The 23,932-nt window shown below is 64.5% G+C and carries 14 protein-coding genes and 1 riboswitch; of the genes, 7 read left to right on the top strand and 7 right to left on the bottom strand.

The features are described from left to right. Positions 1–102: 102 nt before the first annotated feature. From recC to recD, 3 genes are read left to right on the top strand one after another with little or no spacing between them, the layout of a single operon-like run. Complete coding sequence (gene recC / locus AB870_RS17520; protein WP_047905690.1) at positions 103–3,519, top strand: exodeoxyribonuclease V subunit gamma; 3,417 nt, start codon at positions 103–105, stop codon at positions 3,517–3,519. Beyond that, entirely contained in the window at positions 3,516–7,406 is a 3,891-nt protein-coding gene (gene recB, locus AB870_RS17515) for an exodeoxyribonuclease V subunit beta (protein WP_064674862.1), read from the top strand. Before recC ends, recB begins: the two co-directional genes overlap by 4 nt. Next, a complete protein-coding gene (gene recD / locus AB870_RS17510; RefSeq protein ID WP_053059423.1) occupies positions 7,403–9,583 on the top strand; it encodes an exodeoxyribonuclease V subunit alpha in 2,181 nt (726 codons plus the stop codon). The genes recB and recD overlap by 4 nt, the downstream gene beginning before the upstream one ends. On the opposite strand, the gene paeA is transcribed toward recD, so the two are convergent. After that, entirely contained in the window at positions 9,531–10,892 is a 1,362-nt protein-coding gene (paeA, locus tag AB870_RS17505) for a polyamine export protein PaeA (RefSeq protein WP_047905689.1), read from the bottom strand. The two genes, recD and paeA, sit on opposite strands and share 53 nt — an antisense overlap. A 431-nt stretch (positions 10,893–11,323) precedes the next feature. Here paeA and AB870_RS17500 point away from each other — a divergent pair, with 431 nt between their 5' ends. Beyond that, positions 11,324–12,478, top strand: coding sequence for a hypothetical protein (locus AB870_RS17500; RefSeq protein WP_047905688.1), 1,155 nt, complete (start codon positions 11,324–11,326; stop codon positions 12,476–12,478). A 130-nt stretch (positions 12,479–12,608) separates the two neighbouring features. Here AB870_RS17500 and thiC read toward each other — a convergent pair whose 3' ends face one another. Both thiC and AB870_RS17490 read right to left on the bottom strand, forming a co-directional pair. Continuing rightward, on the bottom strand, positions 12,609–14,525 hold the full coding sequence (thiC, locus tag AB870_RS17495; protein WP_047905687.1) for a phosphomethylpyrimidine synthase ThiC: 1,917 nt from the start codon (positions 14,523–14,525) through the stop codon (positions 12,609–12,611). 73 nt (positions 14,526–14,598) lie between these two features. Further along, a riboswitch (TPP riboswitch) is annotated at positions 14,599–14,697 on the bottom strand. Positions 14,698–14,870: 173 nt separating this feature from the next. Beyond that, positions 14,871–16,475 (bottom strand): hypothetical protein, encoded by a 1,605-nt coding sequence (locus AB870_RS17490; RefSeq protein ID WP_047908355.1) that lies wholly within the window; start codon positions 16,473–16,475, stop codon positions 14,871–14,873. Between the two features lie 301 nt (positions 16,476–16,776). On the opposite strand from AB870_RS17490, the gene blaOXA reads away from it, so the two are divergent. Continuing rightward, a complete protein-coding gene (gene blaOXA, locus AB870_RS17485) occupies positions 16,777–17,628 on the top strand; it encodes an OXA-62 family carbapenem-hydrolyzing class D beta-lactamase (protein WP_053059421.1) in 852 nt (283 codons plus the stop codon). A gap of 119 nt (positions 17,629–17,747) precedes the next feature. On the opposite strand, the gene wrbA is transcribed toward blaOXA, so the two are convergent. The 3 genes from wrbA to AB870_RS17470 form a co-directional block, all read right to left on the bottom strand. Further along, positions 17,748–18,380 carry an NAD(P)H:quinone oxidoreductase gene (gene wrbA / locus AB870_RS17480; RefSeq protein WP_047905686.1) on the bottom strand — a complete coding sequence of 211 codons (633 nt, stop codon included), beginning with the start codon at positions 18,378–18,380 and terminating at the stop codon, positions 17,748–17,750. A 132-nt stretch (positions 18,381–18,512) separates the two neighbouring features. After that, positions 18,513–18,806, bottom strand: coding sequence for a hypothetical protein (locus AB870_RS17475; protein ID WP_047905685.1), 294 nt, complete (start codon positions 18,804–18,806; stop codon positions 18,513–18,515). 137 nt (positions 18,807–18,943) lie between these two features. Then, complete coding sequence (locus tag AB870_RS17470; RefSeq protein WP_047905684.1) at positions 18,944–19,864, bottom strand: LysR family transcriptional regulator; 921 nt, start codon at positions 19,862–19,864, stop codon at positions 18,944–18,946. Positions 19,865–20,083: 219 nt separating this feature from the next. On the opposite strand from AB870_RS17470, the gene AB870_RS17465 reads away from it, so the two are divergent. Both AB870_RS17465 and AB870_RS17460 read left to right on the top strand, forming a co-directional pair. Further along, positions 20,084–21,166 (top strand): bile acid:sodium symporter family protein, encoded by a 1,083-nt coding sequence (locus AB870_RS17465; RefSeq protein ID WP_047905683.1) that lies wholly within the window; start codon positions 20,084–20,086, stop codon positions 21,164–21,166. A gap of 273 nt (positions 21,167–21,439) precedes the next feature. Next, entirely contained in the window at positions 21,440–22,909 is a 1,470-nt protein-coding gene (locus tag AB870_RS17460) for a DEAD/DEAH box helicase (protein WP_047905682.1), read from the top strand. Positions 22,910–22,996: 87 nt separating this feature from the next. On the opposite strand, the gene gluQRS is transcribed toward AB870_RS17460, so the two are convergent. Beyond that, positions 22,997–23,902, bottom strand: coding sequence for a tRNA glutamyl-Q(34) synthetase GluQRS (gene gluQRS / locus AB870_RS17455; protein ID WP_418304009.1), 906 nt, complete (start codon positions 23,900–23,902; stop codon positions 22,997–22,999). Positions 23,903–23,932 lie beyond the last annotated feature (30 nt).

The raw sequence follows: 23,932 nt of genomic DNA, 5'->3' as shown, positions 1-23,932 counted from the left end.
ACGGTCACCGATGACGGGGCAAGCTTTCGGACCCGTCCGATGGGCTTTGCCGTGAGGCATTTGCTATGCTTGCGAACAGACTCGCTAAGCCGTCACGCCCGCATGCTCCATCTATTCTTCTCCAACCGGTTCACCACGCTCGAAGCCGCCTTGCTGCGCGATCTCGCACAGGCGCCCGGCGCGTCGACGGGACCTGTCGATCCGTTCGAGACGGAAACCATCATCGTGCCGAGCGTGGCGGTGCGCCGCCGGCTGGAACTGGACTATGCGGATGTCTTCGGCGTGTGCGCCAACGTGCGTCTCGCCTACCTCGCGCAGTGGTTGTGGGACATGGCCGGGAAATTGCTGACGGTGCCGGAAAGCTCGCCGTTTGCGCCGGACCGGCTGGTCTGGCCGCTGTACCAATGTCTTGGGAAGCCGTGGGTCGAGGCGTCGCCGCGTCTGGCGGGTTATCTGTCGGGAGCGGACGACGTCATGCGCTTCGAGCTGGCGGACCGCCTCGCCCATATCTACGATCAATATCTGACGTACCGGCCGGACTGGCTGGAGCGATGGCAGTCCGGCGAATCGATCACGCCGGGGGCGGCGGCGACCTGGGGCGAGGTCCAGCGCGCCGACGAGGCCTGGCAGAGCGCGTTATGGCGTCAGGTGCTGGCGCATCTCGAGATTCGCGAGCGTCACCCGACGCTGCGTGCGATCGACCGTATCGAGCAATTGACGCCGGAGACGGTGCCGGTGGGCTGGCCGTCCCGCGTCTCGGTGTTTGCGCTGTCGTCGATGCCGCCGCTTTCGATGGCGTTGCTCAAGGCAATGTCCCGGTTGATCGACGTTCACCTGTATGTCCTCAATCCCTGCGAGAGCTATTGGTTCGACATCGTGCCGCCGTCGCGGCTGTCGTATCTGACGAAGCGCGACGGTGCGGCCCATCGCGAGGTGGGGCATCCGCTGCTGGCCGAATGGGGGAGGCAGACGCAGTCGCACATCGACGCCCTGTATGCGGACCTCGCGCCGCAAGCCGTGGAGGACCGGGCGCTGTTTCAGCCAAATCCCGCGCCGACACTGCTCGCCGCATTGCAAAACGGCATTCTCACATTGGACGATGGACGCCATGGCGCCCCGGACGGTGTTGGCGCCGACGGATCGGTGCAGGTGCACGTCTGTCATAGCCTTGCGCGACAGATCGAAGTGCTGCACGACCGGTTGCTGGCGTGCTTCGACGAACTCCCCGACTTGCGCCCGGACGATGTGCTGATAACCGTGCCGGACCTCGGCCGTGCGGCACCGCTGATCGACGCCGTGTTCGGCACTGCCACGCCGCGCATTCCCTATCTGGTGACTGGCCTGCCGCCAACGCGAACCAATCCGGTCGCCCGGGCGTTCGGGGCGATTCTTGCGCTGCCGCAGCAGCGCGTGGCGGCGTCGAGTCTGGTCGAGCTGGCGCGAACGGAAGCGGTGGCGCAGCGCTACGATCTGGGCGGCAATGTGCTCGATGCCATTCAGAACTGGTTGCACGCTGCCGGGGCGCGGCGAGGTTGGCGAGGAGACGCTCTGCTGCGGCTCGATAGTCCGGGGGCGAGCGGTGATGGCGGCGGAGACGTTGCCCCCGCACTGGAGCGCCACACGCTGGGCGACGCCATGATGCGACTGTTCCTGGGCTACGCGCTGCCGGACGATGCCATGCCTGTCGACGACTGGCTGCCTGTCGGAGGCATTGAAGGCGGTCGCGCCGAACTGCTCGGCCAGTTGGCCCGCCTGATCGACGATCTCGACATGACGGTAGTCGCGCTGCAAAGCGAGCGTACCGGTCTCGCGTGGCGGGATCAGTTGCTCGCCATGTTGGAGCAATTCTTTTCCGACGAGCCGAGATTTGCCGACGACGTTGCCGAAGTGCGCATGGCGATAGAGCAAATCGGTTCGGCCATCGCAGACGGTGCGCCCGAGGTTCGGGTCCCGGTGGACGTGGTGGCGCGTGTGCTGGCCAATGCGCTCGACGATCCCACGCGCGGCGGCGTGCCTGCCGGACGCGTGACGTTTGCGGCGATTCCCAGTTTGCGGTTGTTACCGTATCGCGTCGTGTGCATGATCGGCATGGACGACGGCGTATTGCCGGGGCGTGTACGTGCGGACGAGTTCGACCTGATGCGCGCACTGCCGCAGCGCGGCGACCGCCAGCGGCGCGATGACGAGCGCAATCTCTTTCTCGATTTGATGTTGAGTGCGCAGGACCGCTTCCTGGTGACCTATACGGGACGAAGCGTGCGCGATAACGCACCGCTGCCGCCGTCGACGGTGGTAGACGAATTGCTGGACTTCACCGGTCAGTTGCTCGCGCCGATGTCGCAAGGCTTCAGTCTCGATGAGCAACGCGAAGCGCGGGAGCGCCTTGTGGTGTTGCATCCGCTTCAGCCGTTCTCGCCAAAGTATTTCGATGGCACGGTGCCGTCGTTGTACAGCTACGACGTGTCCAACGGCGAAGCCGCGCAGCAATTGGCCGGCCAACTGGCGTCGCCGGTGCCGCAAGCGGTGGCCGTGCCGTTCGCTGGTGAGCCGCTGCCCGCCATCGTGCAAACGCATCTGACGCTGGACGATCTCCTGCGCTTCTGGCGGCATCCGGGGCGTGCCTGGGCGCGCGACCGGTTGGGCCTTTCGCTCAACGAGATGCTCACGGAGGTTGAAGACGAGGAGCCGTTCGCGCTCGACTGGACGGGACGCGACGCGCTTGCCTCGCGCCTCTTGCCTCGCCTGCTGCGCGACGACGTGCGCGATGCACGCGCCAGCGCAGAGGCCATCGAACGGATCGCCAGCGTGAGTCATGAACTGCCCGGTGGTGCCACCGGAGCGGTCTGGCGGCGCCGTGAATTGGGCGGCCTGCGCGCACTCGCTGCGCAGGTGCGGCAGGCGCAGGCGGACGGCACCGGGGAGCTTCTGGTCACATTGACGTTGACGCCTGCGCTGCCGCCGACCTGGAAAGCGTCGACGCAGGCAATATGGCATGGCGATGCCACGCTGTTTGCCGACTGTGTGCTGCAAGGGCGCCTCGCACCGGTCTCGCGTCATGGTCTGGTAATGTACCGCTATGGCAGCATGCGCCCGAGCGATTTGCTGGCGGCATGGCTTGCCCATCTCGCACTGTGCGCCCATTTGCAACAGCCGGAGCACGCGGGGTTGGACATCGCTGCCAGAACGCTCTGGTACGGCGAAGACGAGACATTCGCATTGCGTCCTGTGGACGATGCGGCGGCGCTCCTGGCGCAATGGATTGCGTTGTATCGGCTCGGACAGACACGTCCGCTGCCGTTTTTCGTGCGAAGCGCCTGGAAGCTCGCCAGCACCGGCAAACTGGCGGATGCGCAAAGCGCCTGGCTGGGTTCCGCATTCGCCCGCGCAGATGCGGACGACCCCTACACGAAACTGGTCTGGCGCGGCGTGGACGACCCGCTGGCCTCGCCGTTCGACCTGCTGGCGAACACAATGTTCGGACCGTTGGCGCAGCACCTTGAACTCGTGGAGGGCGCATGACCCGGCTCACGGACCTCGACGTTTTTGGGTGCGACCTCGATGGCGTTTGCCTGATTGAAGCGTCTGCCGGCACCGGCAAGACCTGGAATATCTGCGCGCTCTATGTACGCCTGCTGCTCGAAAAGCAACTGAGCGTCGAGCAAATTCTCGTGGTGACCTTTACGAATGCCGCGACGGCAGAGTTGCGCGAGCGCATTCGCGCTCGCCTGTCGGGGCTGGTTGCGGCAATGGCGCCTGTCTTTGGCGACGAAGACGCGGCGAGCGAAAGCGGTGACGATGAAGATCTCCCCGACTTCGATCCCGATGCCAGCGACGATCCGTTGTTCAACGTGATGATTGCGGGCTTGATCGAGCGCGGCGATATGTCGGCGAAAGCCATTCGCGAGTGCCTGCAAAGGGCGCTGCGCGGCTTCGATCAGGCTTCGATTCACACGATTCACGGCTTCTGCCAGCGCGCCCTTGCCGAGGTGCCGTTCGCGGCCGGGCTGCCGTTTGCGTATGAGCTGGTGCCTGACGACAACGGCGTGCGACACGATCTGGCGGTGGAGTTCTGGCGTCAGGTGGTGGAGCCGATGGCGGCGCAGGACGATAGTTTTGCCGCGTGGCTCGTGGACCGGAAACGTTCGCCGGGCACGCTCACCGATCAGTTGGCGCGACGGTTGAAAAAGCCCATGTCCGAGCTGCGCTGGCCGGAAGCGGTCCAAAGTGATGCGCAGGCGTCTGCGGACACCGCGCTGCTCGCCACCTACTCGGCAGCGTGCGACTGCTGGGAGACCGACGCGCCGGTGATTGCCGAGCTCATGCGCCGTGCGTTGCCGTCTTACAAAAAGAACATCTACAACGACACGTCGCTCCCGCAGGCCGTGTCGGCGTGGCAGCGATACCTCGGCTCGCGCGATGCCGGCGCGCCGTTGGCGCCGAAAGCGGAGTTGCTGACGACGACGCGTCTGGCCAAAGACATCAAAAAGGGAGAAACGCCGCCCGGTCACCGGTTCTTCGAGATGGCGGATGTCCTCGTGCGTGCACGCGCCGACGCCGACGAACGTTACGCGATGCAGTGGCTACGGATTCTGCGCACATGGTTGACACAGGCGCCGGAACAACTGGCGCTACGCAAACGCCAATTGCGCGTGGTGTCGTTCGACGATCTTCTCGGCAATATCGCGCGCGCGCTCAATCAGCATCCCGACCTCGCGCAGGCGCTGCGCGAGCGCTATCCCTGCGCGCTGATCGACGAATTCCAGGATACCGACCCACTGCAATTCGCCATTTTCAGCGCGGTGTACGGCCAGACCGCCCGGGCACCGGCGACATCCGCGGCATCGCCGACATCTGCGCATGAGGGGCGCGGCCCGATGTTCATGGTGGGCGACCCGAAGCAGGCCATCTACAGCTTTCGCGCTGCCGACCTTCATACCTATCTGGCGGCACGCGAGAACGCCGACGCGGCGTACACGCTTGCCGTCAATCAGCGCTCCACGCCCGCCATCATCGAAGCGGGCAACCGGCTCTTTGGCGCGCACGACCGTGCCTTCGTGCTCGACGGACTCGACTATCCTCCGGTGCGACCGGGCGCACGCCGACGTCCGCCGTTATCGGACGTGCGTGACGTGGCGGACTTCACGGTGTGGTGGCTGCCCGACGAAGACGAGCCGCTGTCGAAGGACGAAGCACAGCAAGCGTGCGCGCGTGCGACGGCCGCAGAGGTGGCTCGCTTGCTCGCAGGCGCGTCGCGCGACGAAGTACTCGTCGGCGACCGGCCGCTGGCACCGGGCGACATTGCGGTGATCGTCCAGACGCACCGGCAGGGCGCGCTCATGAAGGCCATGCTCGCCGAACACGCCGTGGGCAGCGTCGAGCTGACGCAGGAATCGGTATTCGCGAGTGAGGAAGCCGAAACGTTGCTGCGCGTGCTGCGGGCAGTGGAAGCGCCGGGGGACGTGCGCGCCCTTCGAGCGGCGCTCGCAACGGAGCTTTTCGGACTCGACGCAACGGCGCTATATCGCATGCAGACGAGTGAGGCATCCGATGCGGAAGCGATCGCCTGGATCGAGCGTTTGCAACGCTATCGACAGTTGTGGACCGACCGTGGTTTCTCGGCGATGTGGCGCACGCTCATGCGCGAACTGGGGCTGGCGGCACGGTTGGTCGCGCAGCCCGGGGGGGAGCGGCGTCTGACAAATTTCATGCACCTGGCCGAGTTGGCGCAGGCACGCTGGGCCGAACAACCGGGCATGCCGGCGTTGCTGCGCTGGCTGGCGTCTCAACGCAGCGCGAGCGGAGGCGAAGAGACGCAATTGCGGCTCGAGTCGGACCAGAATCTGGTGCAGATCGTGACCGTTCACAAGTCGAAGGGGCTTGAGTATGGCGTGGTCTTCTGCCCGTTCCTCTGGGACGGTGCGGTGCGGGACACCGGCGGGCTCGAAGGCCTTGAATATCACGACGGTGCCACTGCCGTCATCGACTTTACCGATGCTGCGGGCAAAGGATCGCCAGCCGCTGCGGCCTTGCGTCAGGAGCAATCCGCCGAGCAGGCACGTCTGCTGTATGTCGCACTGACCCGAGCGGTGTACCGGTGCTATCTGGCAGCGGGCATTTATTCGTCTCGCCGCAGTGTGAAGGAGGCGTGCGGCGGCATGCTCAACTGGCTTGCCGCCGGTCAGGGGATCTCGTTCGACGCCTGGATTTCGTCGACAGTCGATACCGACGAGCGCGTTGGGACGATTCGCAACGCGTGGAAAGCGCTCGTCGGCGGCCCGCTCGACGTCGTGCCGCTGCCGGTCGGCGACGCGCTCGATAACGACACGCGGGTGGTGCACGACATGCCGCAGGACCTTGCGCCACGTACGAGTACGCGCGCCTTGCGAGAAGTCTGGCGCATCGGCAGCTTCTCGGGACTGTTGGCGGGTATGCATACCGGCCCCCAACTAGGTGGGGGGCAGTTGAGCGCGCCGGAGCGAACGCGACCGGACTACGACGCGCAGGCCAATGCCGGGCCGGTATTCGCATTGCCGCCGGAAGGCGACGACACCTGGCCCCCCGCGGAGGATATTCTGCGATTCCCGCGTGGCCCGGCTGCCGGCGAAAGTCTGCACCGGGTGTTCGAGCTTGCGGATTTTCAGTCACGCGCACAATGGCCGCACGCGGTAGCGCGGGCGTTGCGCGAACGTCCGCCGGGCCGTGGTGCCGAGCACAACGATACGTGGCGCGCCATGATGATGAACATGCTGGCCGATACGCTCGCCACGCCGTTGCGTCCCGGCATGCATCTGGCTGACGTCGCGCTGACGGAACGGCTGACCGAAATGGAGTTCACGTATCCGGCCGATGCGGTGTCGCTCGAAGCATTGCGCGGGCTGCTCCGGCAGTTCGGTTACCCCGACCTGCCGCTCGAAGCGACGGTGCTGCGGGGTTACCTCAAAGGTTTTATCGATCTGGTGTTCCGGCACGGCGGCCAATGGTGGATCCTCGACTGGAAGTCCAACTATCTGGGTACTGCCCCCGAGAACTATGCCGCGGACGGTCTGCGCGAGGCGATGGCCGAGCATGGCTACCACTTGCAATATTTGCTTTACACGCTTGCGCTGCATCGCTATTTGCAGCGCCGTCTACCGAACTACGATTACGACCGCGATATGGGCGGCAGCCTTTACCTCTTCGTGCGGGGCGTACGTCCCGATTGGGCGAGTGCACATCTGGCCGGCGACGATGTGCCGGGCGTCTTCTTCGATAAGCCGTCGCGGGAAATGGTCGATGCACTTGACGGCTTGTTCGCCGCAGGCGAGAACGCGGCGCTTGCCGAAGCGCTTTCGCTCGACGGACGAGGCAGTACGGCGGCCCCCGCAGCGGGGGCGGGCGTGGCGGACATCGGTGGGGAGGGCGCATGATCGACCGACGTCATACGGGGGACGCGTCCGGTGCGCCATTGGCCGATAGCGGTGTCGTGCGTCTCGCGCAGGGATTCGCGCGCCGCATGGAACTGCTGGCGCGTGGCAATGGCGCCGACGAGGTCATATGTCGCTATGTGCGGCGCGCCGCCTTCGAGGTGAGCCTTGCCACGTCGGAGGGCCATGTCTGCGTGCCGCTCGACAACCTACTCGACGTGCAGGCCAGCGGCGAATTGTTCCCGGGAGATGCGCCCGCGCTGTCCGTCTGGCGCGATGCGCTTTTCGCGAGCGGACTGTGCGCACCCGCCAGCCTCGCACGTGCCCTCGCAGGCGAAGCACAGGGCGACGCGTTTCCATTGTTGCTCGACGACCATGATCGTCTGTATCTGGCGCGCTATTACGGGTACGAAGCCCGTTTGGCCGCCGCGCTGGCCCGCAAGCTCTCGACGACGCAACGCCTTTCCGACGCGCCGGATTCCCCTGCCGGGTCCATTACCGCGGCGGATCGGGAACGCCTGCATCGTTACTTCGGCGACGGTGTACTTCTCTCGCCGGACGGCCGGCGAGAGCCGAACTGGCAGATGGCCGCTGCGGCGTTGGCGCTTCGACGCTCGCTGGTCGTTCTCAGCGGTGGTCCGGGAACGGGCAAGACGACGACTGTCGTCGGTCTGCTGGCATGCCTGCTGGAGCGCGACGCCAACCTTCGTGTCGCGCTCGCCGCCCCCACGGGCAAGGCGGCACAGCGGATGCAGGAGGCGCTCACGGCGCGTCAGTATCTGCCGCAAGCTGTGCGCATGGCATTGCCCGAGGCGGCGGTGACGTTGCATCGCCTGCTGGGCGTGTTGCCCGAGTCGGCCGATCAGGTCGGGCGGCGCTTCCGTCATCACGCCGGCAATCCTTTGCCCTACGACCTGATCGTCGTGGACGAGGCGTCGATGATCGACCTGTCGATGGCGACGGCATTGCTTGAGGCGGTGCCGGACGAGGCGCGCTTGATTCTGCTGGGTGACAAGGATCAGTTGGCCGCCGTCGAAGCTGGTGCGGTATTCGGGGAACTGAGTGCGCAGCGGGCATTCTCCGAGGCGATGCGCGCGCAGCTTCTGACGGCGCTGGCGTGGCCCGCGGACGATTTGCCGCGTTCGGGTCCGCTCGCGCCGGGCGCGTCGGCTACGCCGAATGTGTCGACCTGCGCACGCACGGCGAGAGGACTGGAAGACGCCGTCGTCTGGTTGGAGCGGACCTATCGTTTCGGCGCGCATTCGGCGATCGGACGACTGGCGAGCGCGATCAAGACGGGCAGGGTTATCGATGCCCGCAAGGAGTTTGCCGTTGGCGAGAGCGCGCTTGCGACCTCCGGCGAGCAACGAGAAACGCGTGCCGTATTGGCAGAAGGCGTATCACCCGATCGAGTGCTGCTCAGCGAGGATGGTGGCATCCAGTTGTCGTCGCACAATCTGAATGTGCTTGCCGACGGGTACGGCCAATACCTGGAAGCGCTCGCGCAGGCCATGCAAACCATCGAGCAACTGGGAGATCCGGCTGCGGCCATGTCGACCGACATTGCAATGGTCGCGCAACCGGTGTTCGCCGCTTTCGGTCAGTTCCGGGTGTTGTGCGCGACGCGTGGCGGGCGGCGGGGCGTTGAGTTTCTGGGTGCGCAGTTGACGGCACTGCTGGCGCGTCGCGCGGGCGTGGCGCTGGGCGCGGGAGGTGGCGCGTGGTTTGCGGGGCGTCCCGTGCTGGTCACGCAGAACGAATATGCGCTCAATCTCTTCAACGGGGATATTGGCATCGCCTTGCCGCTTGGGCCATCGGGCACGTTACGCGTTGCGTTTGCGACGCCGGATGGCCGTTACCGCCTGTACTCGCCGGCGAGTTTGCCCGCCCATGAGACCGCGTTTGCCATGACGATTCACAAGTCGCAGGGTTCGGAGTTCGAGCGCGTCGCCATCGTTCTGCCCGAACAGGCAAGCCGTGTGCTGTCGCGCGAGTTGGTCTACACCGGTGTGACGCGCGCGCGTCGTGAGGCGTGGCTGTTTTCGCCCTGGCCGGTGATCGCGTCGGCCATCGCGCGGCCGACGCAGCGCGATGGAGGCCTGACCGACCGGCTGACCGAGGTGCTGGCTACGATGTCCGCTGCGCCGCCGGATTTTCCGCGGCCTTTGAGGCCGCGATAGCGGCCTCGGCCACGGCACCGAGGCGGGTTACGAGCAACTGGTCGATCTTGTAGTTGTCGATGTCGACCACCTCGAACTTGTATCCTGCGGCCTCCGTGGCTTCCGATTTCTTCGGAATGCGTTTGAGCTGATAGATCATGAACCCGGCAATGGTCTCGAACTTGCCTTCGCCAGGAAGTTCGTCGATATCGAGAGTCTTCTTCACGTCCTCGACCGAGGTCACGCCATCGACGAGCCATGAGTGTTCGTCGCGCTGCACGATCTGATCTTCGTCGGCGGGGTGGACCACGTCGCCCATGAGCGCACCCACGATGTCATTGAGGGTCACCACGCCGACGACCATGCCGTATTCGTTGATGATGACGGCGAAGCCTTCACGGGTTTCCTTGAAGCGCGCGAGCGCTTCGGACAGGTTCAGCGTGTCCGGAATCACCAGCAGCTTCTTGGCGTAGAGGCGATCCAGATTGCGGATCACGCTCGACAGATCTTCGCTCGCAATGCGCTGGAGCAGATCTTTCGAATCGACGTAACCCAGCACATTGTCGATTTCGTCGCGGCAAACAAGATACTTCGAATGCGGGCTTTCCGTGATCTTCTGGCGAATGCTGCGCTCGTCCTCGGAGATGGTGAAATAGACCACGTCGTCGCGGAAGGTCATGACCGAGCCGACGGTGCGCGACTCGAGTTCGAACACGTTCTCGATCAGATGCAGTTCCTGCTTGCGCAGCACACCGGCCTGCGCGCCGGCGCCCACCATCGCCGCAATGTCTTCCGAGGTAATGTTGTCGATGGCATGGGTCGGCAGCTTGAACATGCGCAGAAACAGATTGGCGACGCCATTGAAGAGATAGACGAGCGGGCGCAGCACCTTCAGGCAGAGCAGCATCGGATCGATGATGGCCATTGCCACCCGCTCGGGATTGACCATGGCGAGGCGTTTGGGAATCAGATCCGCGAACTGGATGAAGGCGATCGTGATGAACAGGAACGAGCCGATACCGGCCAAGCGCAGCGCCAGCGCCTGATCGGTAAAGGGCGACAGCCACTCGAACAGATAGCCGGTGAGGAAGCTCTCGCCGAGCACGCCGCCGAGCACCGCGACCGCGTTCACACCAATCTGCACGACGGTGAAAAAGTTGCCCGGCTGTTCCTTGAGAGCGAGCACTTTGACCGCCTGTTCGTCGCCCTTTTCCATGAGCACCTGCAGCTTGGTGCGCTTGGCGGCGGTCAACGAGATTTCGGAAGCGGAAAAGAAGGCGCTTGCCAGCACCAGCAGGAGAATACTGAAAAGAAAACCGTAACCACTCATATTGTTGTCCCTGTAAGTGCGAGTGCGGATACATCGCCGCGACGCAGGCCGGACCGGTTCGCACGGGAGTGGGTCCGGAGAGCAGGGAGACATTTCAAAACAAGGCCTGCCGGCCATCATTTTGAGATGCCTTCGGGCTGTAGCGCGGGTGCCGCGTCAGCCGCGTCGGCTGTATCGCTGTCCGATAGCATGCCATAACTTGGGGGCACTCCGACAGCGCGACCCCTGCGTGACCGGCGCGCGCAAGCGGCCGGCGCTGTCTACTCCCGGACGGTCGCTTGCACGACCTGCGAGAGCCGGCGTGCAGAACCGACAATTCCCGAACGACCGTTCGGGCATCGTGGACGTCGCTTTGACGCCGTATTGCGACGGCATCGAAGCGTGGCGCAAAGCCACGACTCCTCCTTTTCCATTTTTCATAGGACTTCCTGATGACCTTCGGTATGCAGCCATTGCATCAACCGCCCGGCGTAGGCGGGCTGGCGTTTCTCGCACCTGTGGCACTTAATCCGGATGCCGGAATGGCCGACGCCGCCGGCATGCCGCTGCTGCAAATCGCCAATGTGGCGAATGTCCGCGCCGGAACGCAGGCGCATCCGTGGCGGGTTCACCGGCCCATCGTCGCGGCTGCGGAGGGGCGCGACGATAACGATCTGCGACCTCAGGCGAGGCGCGATTTTCAGACGGCGTTCGCGTCGGCATCGCCTGTATCTTCCGAAATTAAAGGTGATGGCGCCGATGGCGGGACGTTCTTCGGCGCTGTTGCACTCGCGCCGATGGATGTCGACAACGTCGATGTGGTCGACCCGTCGCTCGCCGGGGCGATCTTCGACGCACCGCGCGCGGCCCAGCCCGTTCTGTCCGCCGCATCCGTGGCGACACTCCATGTCTGCGCAAGCGCGCAGAACGTCAATACGCGGGTTGCTGCGCTCGAAGGCAGGAATCACCCGGTCGTCATGCCCGACGGCCGGAGCGAGCGTGCCCAGATCTGCCGCGATATCGTCAACGGCTCATTGCTCGGCACCGGCGGCAGGAATGGCACCGTACCGTTCGATCCCAGCCGGGCGGACGTGACGAAGACCGTGGCCAACACCGCGCGCCGCTGGACGGGCAAACCGGCATTGGCAGGCAAGAAGGAGTGGACGACGGCATGCCTGATGAACACGCCGCCGAGGAAGTTCATTGGAGGGCTGAACGACCGTCTGCACGCCGGAACACGTTTGCTGCCGTCTGCCGAGAGTACCGAGTGGATGCTGCGCGTGGGATTCTCCGATGGCCTGCCGATGCACCAGGCGTTCGTACGCGGCGATCTGCCGGGTTCGGTCGGACTGGGAACGCACGAATGGGTAAAGCTGGCGCTCGGCATCGAGCAACTGGGCGAGCGGCACTGGGACATGCGTCACGTGGAGGTCGTCGATGCGGCGGCGATACCGGCGACGAACACCAAGGCGTTTACGGCATTGGCGACATCGCTCTCGTCCATGGCGCCGCATATTGCCACGCAGCGCTTGCGTAATCAGTTGACGATGCAGGGCATTCCCACGGTGCCCGCGGAGGCGACGAGCCAAAAGCCCGACGCCGGCTAATTCCGGTCGACTCGCCTACGTCGCAAAAAAAAGCGCCCGGCGTTACCCGGGCGCGTTTCCGCGTTTCGCCTTTCCTGCCACCCGAATGCCTTGCGGCATGCGTGGACGACATCGGGGGCGACCTCGGACGTCAGGTGCGGCGATAGATCTCGGCACCGCTCTTGACGAACTCGACAGCCTTCACTTCCATGCCCTGCTTGAGCGCGGCTTCGTCACTGATGCCTTGCTTGGCCGCGTAATCGCGCACGTCCTGCGTGATCTTCATCGAGCAGAAGTGCGGTCCGCACATCGAGCAGAAATGCGCCACCTTGGCGGAGTCCTTCGGCAGCGTTTCGTCGTGGAATTCACGGGCCTTGTCCGGATCGAGGCCCAGGTTGAACTGGTCTTCCCAACGGAACTCGAAACGTGCCTTCGACAGCGCGTTGTCACGAATCTGCGAGCCGGGGTGCCCCTTGGCAAGGTCGGCCGCGTGCGCCGCCAGCTTGTACGTGATGATGCCTTCCTTCACGTCGTCCTTGTTCGGCAAACCCAGGTGTTCCTTCGGCGTGACATAGCACAGCATGGCCGTGCCGTACCAGCCGATGGTCGCCGCGCCGATACCCGACGTGATGTGGTCGTAACCCGGCGCGATGTCCGTGGACAACGGGCCGAGCGTGTAGAACGGGGCTTCGTCGCAGTACTCGAGCTGGAGATCCATGTTCTCCTTGATGAGTTGCATCGGCACGTGGCCCGGGCCTTCGATCATCACCTGAACGTCGTGCTTCCACGCGATTTGCGTGAGTTCGCCGAGCGTCTTGAGTTCGGAGAGTTGCGCTTCGTCGTTGGCATCGTAGATCGAGCCGGGACGCAGGCCGTCGCCCAGCGAGAACGCGACGTCGTACGCCTTCATGATTTCGCAGATCTCTTCGAAGTGCGTGTACAGGAAGCTTTCCTTGTGATGCGCGAGACACCACTTGGCCATGATCGAGCCGCCGCGGCTGACGATACCCGTCATGCGGTTGGCCGTCATCGGTACGTACGCAAGGCGCACGCCGGCGTGGATCGTGAAGTAGTCAACGCCTTGCTCGGCCTGCTCGATGAGTGTGTCGCGGAACATTTCCCACGTCAGATCTTCGGCCTTGCCGTTGACCTTTTCCAGTGCCTGATAGATCGGCACCGTGCCGATGGGCACCGGGCTGTTACGCAGAATCCACTCGCGCGTTTCGTGGATGTGCTTGCCCGTCGACAGATCCATGACGGTGTCGCCGCCCCAGCGGATGGCCCACGTCATCTTGTCCACTTCTTCGCCGATCGACGACGTCACGGCGGAGTTGCCGATGTTCGCGTTGATCTTCACGAGGAAGTTACGGCCGATAATCATCGGCTCCGACTCCGGGTGGTTGATGTTGTTCGGAATGATGGCGCGGCCGCGTGCGACTTCGTCGCGCACGAATTCCGGCGTGATTTCGGCAGGAATGCTCGCGCCGAAATGCTGACCCGGATGCTGGCGCGAGAGCAGCTTGGCCAGGCGCTCGCCCTGCGGGCCGGTATTGCGCACACTTTCGATGTATTCCTGGCGGCGCAGGTTTTCGCGAATGGCGATGTATTCCATCTCCGGCGTGATGATGCCCTGACGCGCGTAATGCATTTGCGTCACGTTCTTGCCGGCCTTCGCGCGACGCGGCGTGCGGTGCAATCCGGGGAAGCGCAGGTCGGCGGTCGCGCTGTCGTTGGCGCGCTCACGGCCGTAAGCGGAGGACAGGCCCGGCAGCGCTTCCGTGTCGCCGCGCTCTTCGATCCATTTCGCGCGCAGCGCGGGCAGACCGGAACGGATATCGATGGTCGCATTCGGATCGGTGTACGGACCCGAGCAGTCGTAGACGTAGATCGGCGGATTCTTTTCGCCGCCGAAGCTCGTGGGCGTGTCGGCTTGCGAGATTTCGCGCATCGGGACCTGAATGTCCGGGCGCGAGCCCTGTACGTAGATCTTGCGGGAATTGGGCAGCGGTGCGATCGCGGCTTCGTCCACGCGCGCGTTGGCTGAGAGGAACTTCGGATTGGCGTTCATGCAATGTCTCCTGGCGGGGCACGTGTTGACGCCGACAAATTCGGCGCAAAGCGGCTCAGGAGCATGAACGGGGGCGAGGAATTTCTACGCTCCCTGCGCTGGCATTATCCAGATCAGGTTCTAAGGGTATTTCTCACCCACAACTCACGTTGCAGGACCCCTGCGCTTAGCTTTGCGGCAACGATACACCGACATACCCGGCAAACACAAGCGCGATGTGTCCCGAAAAACGTGAACCGATCATGGTGCGGTGCGACATATCGCGCGTTGCCCGGCGTGTATCGAAGGCCCGCCGGAAACGGATGACGCGCCCGTGGCGAGCCCGCCCGATCGTCCGGCAAGGCGCTATTGCGCGAGACGCACTTCCCGCTGAAACTCGCGTGGCATCAGGCGCAGGGCATCGCGGAAAAATCGCCGGTCCGGCGGCGGCAGCAGCGGCAGGACACGTCCGAGCGAGCGCGCGGCATGCAGGGCTTGCGGCGAATCGCCGTCCTGATGCAGCGCAAACCACAACATCTCGAACCAAAGGTTGGCAAGTTGTAACGGCTCGAAACGAACGCGTCCCTCTTCGTGGTCGTCAAGCGTCGTCACGATGACGTCGGTCCAGCGCCAGAATCCCTTGGCGCGGGAGAATGGTGCGCCGAAGGGCTGCACGGCGTCGAGAAAGGCGTCGACGGCCAGCGGCGTGCTCGCGCGCAGCGTCTCCAGATCCGGGTCCCGCCTCGCGGGTACGGCGCCTCGCGCGATACGCAACAGAAAGACGGTATTCCAGACGGAATTCCCGCCCACGCCGAAGCGATCGCAAATCCACTCCGACAGGCCGATCCAGCGCAACGCTTGACGTTGCACGTCGGCGGCGGCGAGGCGTCTGCCGGGGTCGATGAGCGCACCTTGCCAGAACAGCCAGAGCGACAGGCCGATGTTCGCCGCGACGTGTTGCGCGAGCTCGATGGAGTCGGCTTCGAAGGCCGCTTGCAGGGCGTCGGAGAAGGCAGCGAGCGCGTCGGCAGCCGATTGCGCTCGCGCTGAAATCGGGCCGTTGCGCGCGGCGTGCGACTTGTGCAACAACGCTTGCAGATTGCGGCTTTCGAAGCGGATACGCGGGTTATAGACGAGACAGGGCGCGAGCGTCGCGTCGTCGCTGATGCGGTGCAGATGCGCCAGCGCGCCCGCTTCGTCACGCGATGCGTAGGCTTGCCATGCCTGCACGATCCAGTGCATGGCGCGTAACGTCGGCGATCCCGGCCGATTGGCGTCAACGGTCGCAGCGAGCGTGGCGAGCGTGCGTTTGGTCCGCGCTGCGTCACCCATGCGGCGCCATACGATCGTCTCGGCGAGCAGGGCGATGCCGCGTTGCACGTCGTCCACGGCGCAGAGCTGCGCCGCATGAAACGAGGGGATGGCGCCCGTGCGCTGCTGTCGCCTGGGCCCGCCCGCGGACGGTGCACACGGCGGTGCGAAGAACACGCCATCCTGCATGTCGCGTTTGCCCAGCGTCAGGTGATGCCAGAACGCAATGTCCTGCATGACGTAATCGAGTGCGGGCGACTGCGTGTCGGGCACCGAGGCCAGCGGCAGACCGAGAAAGGCCGCGATGGCGCGACGGGCGTCGGCGGGTGCGGCATCGCCGATCATGACCTCGATGCGCGACATCTCCTGCGGGGCCAGCCAGAACGGACCTTTGCCGCGCCCACGCGTGGGCAGCAGACGCACGTCCATTTGACGATCGTCGCCCCAGCCCACGGCGATACCCCACCGCGCAAAATCCGAAAATGCGCGGCTAACGAGCATACGCATATCGCCGGCGGCCTGACCGAAGCGAATCTTCAATGACGCCAAGGTTACCGGCGAGGTTTCGTAATGCGCGGCGTAGTAGACGCGCATGAGCAGCCACAGACTCTGGTAACGCACCGGCTGCCCGTCGATTTTCTGGGGGGCATCGAGGCGCACGACGCGTGTCCGGGCGTGAGACGGCGCGCCGGCAGGGCGAGGCGGAAGGGTGGGGACGACGGTATCTGACATGGCGTCGGGCGGCATCGAGTCGTGCCGCGCAGCGGGCAGCTTGCGCACGATCTTCGACGTACTCGGAAGGAATGCGCCGATGATACGGCGGTTACATCGGTTACGGTAGCTCGGCTTTGCATCTCGCGAAACGCGCACTAAGCTGCAAACGCTTTCGAAACGCGGTGCCTGGCCAGCGCCATCGATACGCCGACAACGTCTTTGTCATCCATCCAATCAGGACAACGAAATGAAAACGACAATCTCCCGCTGGCGACGCATTGCCTTCGTATTGCGTCTGGCCTCGGCGCTCGTCTCTCCCGTCATGTTCACGACGCCGGCGCATGCCGCCGAGGGGGAGAAAAGTGCCTCCGTGCACATGACCGAACGCGCCGACTGGGGCAAGTATTTCGCGGCGGAAAACGTCAAGGGCACGATCGTCGTGTTAGACGGCAAGACGCAGACATATCAGGCGTTCGATGCCGCACGCGCGCAGCGCCGCATGTCGCCTGCATCGACGTACAAGATATTCAACAGCCTGCTGGCGCTGGAGTCGGGGGCGCTGGACAACGAGCGCGAGATCATTCCCTGGGATGGCAAGCCGCGCCGCGTGAAGGCATGGAACGCCGCGATGGATCTGCGCACGGCGTTTCGCGTGTCGTGTCTGCCGTGCTACCAAGCCGTGTCGCACAAGATCCCGCGCGAGTATGCGCAGGCGAAACTCAATGCGCTCGGGTACGGCAATCGCACCATCGGGCGCGCGGCAGATGCGTATTGGGTCGATGACAGCTTGCAGATCTCGGCGCGCGAACAGGTCGATTTCCTGCAACGTCTCGCGCGCGGCACGTTGCCGTTCTCGGCGAGAACGCAGGACATCGTGCGTCAGATTTCGATCGTGGAAGCCAACGCCGACTACGTGCTTCACGGCAAGACGGGGTGGTTCGTCGACAAGAAGCCGGATATCGGCTGGTGGGTCGGCTGGCTCGAACGCGACGGCAATCTCACGATGGTCGCGTTGAACATGGACATGGGAGGCGACGCCGACGGGCCGAAGCGTGCGCGCATCGTGCGCAGCGTGCTCAAGGATCTGAAGTTGATCTGAGGCCGGTCCGAAGCCGGCGCGCGGTCGCCTTGAGGTCGAACCAGGGCCGCACCGAAGCGAACGTCGGAGACTCGCGCGGTGCACACGCTGTAGCACGGCATCCGCGCGAGCGGGGTGACTTAGAGCGTGCGGCCGTGCTTGAGGGCGGCGGCGATTTCCGCGACGTGACGGCCTTGCGTCCTGGCGATCTTCAACTCGTTTTCGCTGGGTTGCCGGGAGCCGTCGCCCGCCGCGAGCGTGGTCGCACCATAGGGGCTGCCGCCGGTAATTTCCGCCATGTTGGTGAGGCCCGGTTCGGTGTACGGCACGCCGACGATGACCATGCCGTGGTGGAGCAGCGTGGTGTGGAAGCTGGTGATCGTCGTTTCCTGCCCGCCGTGCTGGGTCGCGGTGCTGGCGAAGACGCTGCCGACTTTGCCAACGAGCGCCCCCTTGGCCCAGAGGCCGCCGGTCTGGTCGAGGAAGTTGCGCATCTGCGCGGTCATGTTGCCGAAGCGGGTAGGGGTGCCGAAAATGATCGCGTCGTATTCGACGAGTTGGTCGACGCGCGCGACGGGCACGCTCGCAAATGCGGCGCGTGCGGCCTTCGCGCCGCTCTTCTCGAGGACGTCGTCGGGCACGAGTTCAGGGACTTGCATGACAGTGACTTCGGCGCTGGCGACACTGCGTGCACCTTCGGCAACCGCTTCGGCCATCTTGTAGATGTGCCCGTACATGCTATAGAACACCACCAGGATCTTGGCGTTGGCCATGGGAATCTCCTTAGGGGTCAAGAGACGCCGGCGCCGCGCGCCGGTGTCGACGAACGCGCGAGGCGAGCCGTTCCATCATAGTCGACTCGTGTGACGAATCGCGCAATGCCTGGAGCGCCGGGTACCGGCCGGTCAGCGCAGGCGCGAACCGATGAGGCAGGCGAGCGCCAGTGCGGCCATCAGGACCGCCACGCTCGCCGAGACGCCACCGGCGAGAGCCAGACCGGTCGCCGCCAGACCATGCGCCATCACGGCGGCGGGCACGAGCAACACGGCACTGACTACACACCAACGCATGACATAGCGCCACATGAAGCGGCTTACGATCCGCATACGCGCGTCGAGTTGATGCCGCTGCCAGAAGGACAGATCGGCTGCCGCGTGGAAAAGCCACAGCGGGCTGAAGTATTTGATGAACAAGTCCATGACGCCGTACCGGAAACACAATGCCCGCCGGGCGCGGGCATGGCGTCGAGGCGCGGTGGCAAGGCGGGCGGGAGCCCGGTGGCCCGGTCGCGCACGTTCGGGGGAGTCGACGCCTACTTATTGTAGCAAACGCTCACTTACTTTGCGGGTGCGCCTTGCGTCGACGTGATTTGCTGGATCAATTCCCAGACCGACTGGGCGGCGGGCGAGAGCGTCCGGTTCTTGCGGCGCACGAGCATGATGGTGCGGTCGATCTGCGGAATCAACGGCAGCGCAACGAGACGGCTGCCCGGTTCCTGAAGCCCGGGCACTGCCGGCAAGGCCAGCGCCGGCATGATACTGATGCCGATGCCGGCTTCGACCATCCGGAAGACGGTGATCGCATGCCCAACTTCCTGCGCGACCCGGCAATAAGCACCATGTTCGGCCAGCGCCCGGTCGATCAGCGGACGGCTGCCGGACGCGTAGTCGAGCAACACGAGTTTCTCGCCATTGAGTTCCTTCCACGTCACCTGGGCTTGTTTTGCAAAGCGATGCGAGCGGTCGCACACCACGAGAAACGGTTCGACCATGATCGGCTCGCCGACCAGATCGTCCGTGCCTTCCGAGGCCACGATCACCCCGAAATCCACTTCGCCATGCCGCACGCTGTCGGTCGCCAGAGTCTGTACCTGATCGCGCAGCATCAGTGTGATGTCCGGATACCGGGCGGCACAGGCGGAAATGCACTCCGGCATCAGGTTCGCGGAGATGGTCGGGGCGCTGGCCACCCGCACCCGGCCGCGTCGCTCTTCGGCCAGCCCGTGCGTGTCGCGCAGGGCGCTTTCCAGTTCGTCGAGCACGCGCGCGAGGGTGGCGGAGAGGCTGGCGCCCACTTCGGTCAGCGTGACCTCGCGTGTCGTCCGGTCCACCAGCTTGAGACCGAGTTCTTGCTCCAATTCCCGTATGCCGCGGCTCACGGCCGGCTGAGTCAGGCCAATAACCTCGCCCGCCCGGCTGAAACTGCCATGTTCGGCCACTGCGAGGAACACTTTGAGCTGCCGAAGCGAGATATTCATGCGTCTTTGGTATGAATAAAATTTTTAAATGAATTTGTATTTTAACTGGCCTTGCGCTCTAATACGTGAAAACCCGTAGCGCGAGCGCACACTTCCGGTCACTTTTCCGATCCCTACTCCGGTTCGTGACCCCGCCGACGGCCCGGCCGCGGCCTGCGTGTTCTGGCGGACGGGCTTTGGCATTTTTAGACGCATTCGAGAGAGTATTCGAGATAGACGATGGCCAGACCGCGTTTCCTTCCCGACAATTTCACGTTGATGCTGGTCGCCACCGTGGCACTGGCCAGTTTTCTGCCGGCGCACGGCGAGGGCGAAGTCGCCTTCAACCTGCTGACCAACGTGGCGATTGCCGCATTGTTCTTCCTGCACGGCGCGAAATTGTCGCGCGAGGCGGTGCTCGCCGGTGCCACGCACTGGCGTTTGCACCTGCTGGTGTTCGCCAGCACGTTCGTTATCTTTCCGATCGTGGGCGTGGTGCTCAGACCCGTGCTCTCGTGGATGGTGACTCCCGAGTTGTATCTGGGCATCCTGTTCCTTTGCACGCTTCCGGCGACCGTCCAGTCGGCCATCGCCTTTACCTCGATGGCGCGCGGCAACGTGCCGGCGGCCGTGTGCAGCGCGTCGGCGTCGAGCCTGTTCGGCATTTTCATCACGCCGGTGCTGGTCGGCCTGATCGTGGTGCATCACGACGGCAACAGCGGCGCCTCGCCGTTCGACTCCATCGGCAACATCATGTTGCAGCTGCTCGTGCCGTTCATCGCCGGACAACTCTCGCGCAAGGCCATCGGCAAATGGGTCGAGCGCAATCGCGGACTGCTCAAGGTGGTGGATCAGGGCTCGATTCTGCTGGTCGTCTACACGGCCTTCAGCGAGGCGGTGAATACGGGCCTGTGGCATCAGATTCCACCGCTGGCGCTGCTCGGCCTGCTGGGGTGCTGCGCGGTCATTCTGACCATCATGCTGGCGTTGACGACCTATTCGGCACGCTGGCTGGGTTTTTCGCGTGAAGACGAGATCACCATTGTCTTCTGCGGCTCGAAGAAGAGTCTGGCGAGCGGTATCCCGATGGCCAAGGTGCTGTTTGCGACCGGCCCGCTGGGCGCCATCGTACTGCCGCTCATGTTGTTTCATCAGATGCAACTGATGGTCTGCGCCGTTCTGGCGCAACGCTACGCGAACCGGCAGCGCACGGCAAACACGGCGACGGCGAAAGCCGTCAAACCCGCGGCCGGCAAGGCTGTGTCCGCCGCCAAGCCGGGCAAGTCCGACGGCAGCAGCGCCAACGCCGGTGCGGGCCGCTGAGCCTCGCTGCGTTGCCCGTCACCCCGAGAACGCGGCCCGGTAAGGGCCGTTGTCACACGTTGGTCGTGCGCAAGTGCTAGAATTGCGTCTGTTTCGCTTCTTGACGACCACCCTGGTCCGGCGGCGCCCGACGCATCTGTCACCCGACAGGCCCCTCTCGCGCCAGCCCCGAGCATGGCGCGCAGCGCCCCTTGAATCTTCGCGAGTGAGCTTTGATGCGGAAACCCTTCCGCGTGGCGGCCCCCGTTTTTTTAAAAGAGATGTCCCTTCATCATGGCTGACGTAAATGCTGTTCCGACCCCCGGCTTCGATAGCTTTGGGCTGCATGCGGACATCTTGCGGGCCATCGCCGAGCAGGGCTACACCCAGCCGACGCCGATTCAGGCCCAGGCCATTCCGGTGGTGCTGTCCGGTCGCGACGTCATGGGTGCCGCGCAAACGGGGACCGGCAAGACCGCGAGTTTCTCGCTGCCGATCATTCAGCGCCTGTTGCCCGACGCCAACACGAGTGCATCGCCCGCCCGTCATCCGGTGCGCGCACTGATCCTCACGCCGACACGCGAACTCGCCGATCAGGTGGCAGACAACGTGCGCCTGTACGCGAAGCACACGCCGCTGCGCAACACGGTGGTGTTCGGCGGCGTCGACATGAATCCGCAGAAGGATGCCCTGCGACGCGGTGTCGAAATCCTCATCGCCACGCCGGGCCGTCTGCTCGATCACGTCGAACAGAAGACGGTGAACCTGAGCCAGGTGAAGATGCTGGTGCTCGACGAGGCCGACCGCATGCTGGACATGGGCTTCCTGCCGGATCTTCAGCGCATTCTGAATTTGCTGCCGAAGCAGCGCCAGACGCTGCTTTTCTCGGCAACGTTCTCGAACGAAATCAAGAAGCTCGCATCGAGCTATCTCACGAGTCCGGTCACGATCGAAGTGGCGCGTCGCAATGCGACGGCCGATACGGTCGAGCAGGTCGTCTACGAAGTGGATGAAGACGACAAGCGCGCCGCCGTGGTGCAGATTCTCAACGAGCGCGATCTCAAGCAGGTGATCGTGTTCGTCAACAGCAAGATCGGTGCAAGCCGTCTCGCGCGACAACTGGAGCGCGACGGTGTCGTGACGGCCGCCATTCACGGCGACAAGTCGCAAAACGAGCGCATGCAGGCGCTCGAAGCGTTCAAGCAAGGCAATATCCGCGCGCTGGTCGCGACCGACGTGGCGGCTCGTGGTCTCGACATCTCCGATCTGCCGGGCGTGATCAATTACGATCTGCCGTACAACGCGGAAGACTATGTGCACCGTATCGGCCGTACGGGACGCGCCGGTGCGTCGGGTGTCGCGCTTTCGCTGTGCGCCCCGGACGAGCGCAAGCAACTCGTGGAAATCGAGAAGCTCATCAAGCGCGAACTCAAGCGTGGCCAAATGACGCTGGAGCGTCGCAGCCGTTCGCGCGACGAGCGTGGCGAGCGGGGTGAGCGCTATGAGCGCAGCGAGCGTCATGGCCGTCACGACGGCTTGCGCGTCGGTCGCAGCGGCGGTGCGGCCATGCCACGGCGCGTGCGTCCGGAGGACGAGTTCTTCTACAAGCCTTACGAGCCGTCGCCGTCGGCCGGCGAATCCCGGCACGACAACCGGGCGTCGCTCGACAGCGGTGCGCCGACGGCGTTCGGTGTTCCGTCCGAGAAGGCCCCGAAACGTCAGGTTGCCGCGTTGCTCGCGGGTTTCCCGCGCAAGTCCGGCTGAGACCGAATCGACGCGGGGCAAGTCCGATGAAGGAAGCCAGCGTTTTTACGCTGGCTTTTTTGTTGCTGCGAATGAATCGCGATGGTGTCAGTGTCCGTGCCGCTCGCGCCATGCCTGCGTAGCGGCCGCATAAAAGCGATCCCGATCTGCGATGTCCGCAAGCGTCGCCGGTAAGCCCAGGTGCGCGGCGGCGTTCTTCAATGCCGCGAGCACGGCCGTCGGCGTGTCGAGCGACAAGGGGGCTGCGCCGTTCTGCTTGCTCAACTTCTCCCCATCGTCTGCCATGACGAGCGGAACGTGCAGGTAGCGTGGTGCCGGGGCATCGAGACATGTCTGGAGATAGATTTGACGCGCTGTCGAGTCGAGCAGGTCGGCGCCGCGCACGATGTCGGTGATGCCTTGCAACTGGTCGTCCACGACCACCGCCAGTTGATAGGCCCATTGCCCATCCGCGCGCTTGAGCACGAAATCGCCGACTTCCGTCGCCAGATTCTGGGTCTGCGGCCCCTTCCAGCGATCCTGAAAGCGCATCAGCGCGGCGTCGCCGTCCGGGACCCGCAGACGCCACGCGCGGGCCGTTTTGCCATGCAGGCCGTCGCGACAGGTCCCCGGATACGCCAGTGTGCTGTGACGCGCGTGCACGCGGGTGAGCGAGTCGGCAATCTCGCGACGGGTGCAGCCACAGGGGTAGACGAGACCGCGCGCCGTGAGCGAGACGAGCGCTCGCTCGTAGTGGGCATGACGGCGGCTTTGCCAGACGACGGGTTCGTCCGAATGGAGCCCGAGGCGGTGCAGCGTATCGAGAATGTCCTGCGCGGCGCCGGGCACGCATCGCGGTTCGTCCAGATCTTCCATGCGAACGATCCACACGCCGTTGTGCGCGCGAGCGTCGAGCCAACTGGCCAGTGCCGTGACGAGTGAGCCGCGATGCAGCGGCCCGGTCGGGGAAGGGGCGAAGCGCCCGCGGTATCGTGAAGGGGACGACACCGGCAGGCAAGTGCCGGCGGGCGAAGCGGCCTGTGG

The sequence above is a fragment of the Pandoraea faecigallinarum genome (assembly GCF_001029105.3).
In the GTDB taxonomy this organism is placed as follows: Bacteria; Pseudomonadota; Gammaproteobacteria; order Burkholderiales; family Burkholderiaceae; genus Pandoraea; species Pandoraea faecigallinarum.
Note: the sequence above shows the minus strand (reverse complement) of the source record. Positions and strands in the feature narration are given on the sequence as shown.

Excerpts from the sequence above, each read along its gene's own strand:
- blaOXA (WP_053059421.1), top strand. The coding sequence starts at position 16,777 with ATGAAAACGACAATCTCCCGCTGGCGACGCATTGCCTTCGTATTGCGT.
- AB870_RS17475 (WP_047905685.1), bottom strand. The coding sequence starts at position 18,806 with ATGGACTTGTTCATCAAATACTTCAGCCCGCTGTGGCTTTTCCACGCG.
- wrbA (WP_047905686.1), bottom strand. The coding sequence starts at position 18,380 with ATGGCCAACGCCAAGATCCTGGTGGTGTTCTATAGCATGTACGGGCAC.
- recB (WP_064674862.1), top strand. The coding sequence starts at position 3,516 with ATGACCCGGCTCACGGACCTCGACGTTTTTGGGTGCGACCTCGATGGC.
- AB870_RS17460 (WP_047905682.1), top strand. The coding sequence starts at position 21,440 with ATGGCTGACGTAAATGCTGTTCCGACCCCCGGCTTCGATAGCTTTGGG.
- AB870_RS17465 (WP_047905683.1), top strand. The coding sequence starts at position 20,084 with ATGGCCAGACCGCGTTTCCTTCCCGACAATTTCACGTTGATGCTGGTC.
- AB870_RS17470 (WP_047905684.1), bottom strand. The coding sequence starts at position 19,864 with ATGAATATCTCGCTTCGGCAGCTCAAAGTGTTCCTCGCAGTGGCCGAA.
- AB870_RS17500 (WP_047905688.1), top strand. The coding sequence starts at position 11,324 with ATGACCTTCGGTATGCAGCCATTGCATCAACCGCCCGGCGTAGGCGGG.
- paeA (WP_047905689.1), bottom strand. The coding sequence starts at position 10,892 with ATGAGTGGTTACGGTTTTCTTTTCAGTATTCTCCTGCTGGTGCTGGCA.
- thiC (WP_047905687.1), bottom strand. The coding sequence starts at position 14,525 with ATGAACGCCAATCCGAAGTTCCTCTCAGCCAACGCGCGCGTGGACGAA.
- recD (WP_053059423.1), top strand. The coding sequence starts at position 7,403 with ATGATCGACCGACGTCATACGGGGGACGCGTCCGGTGCGCCATTGGCC.
- recC (WP_047905690.1), top strand. The coding sequence starts at position 103 with ATGCTCCATCTATTCTTCTCCAACCGGTTCACCACGCTCGAAGCCGCC.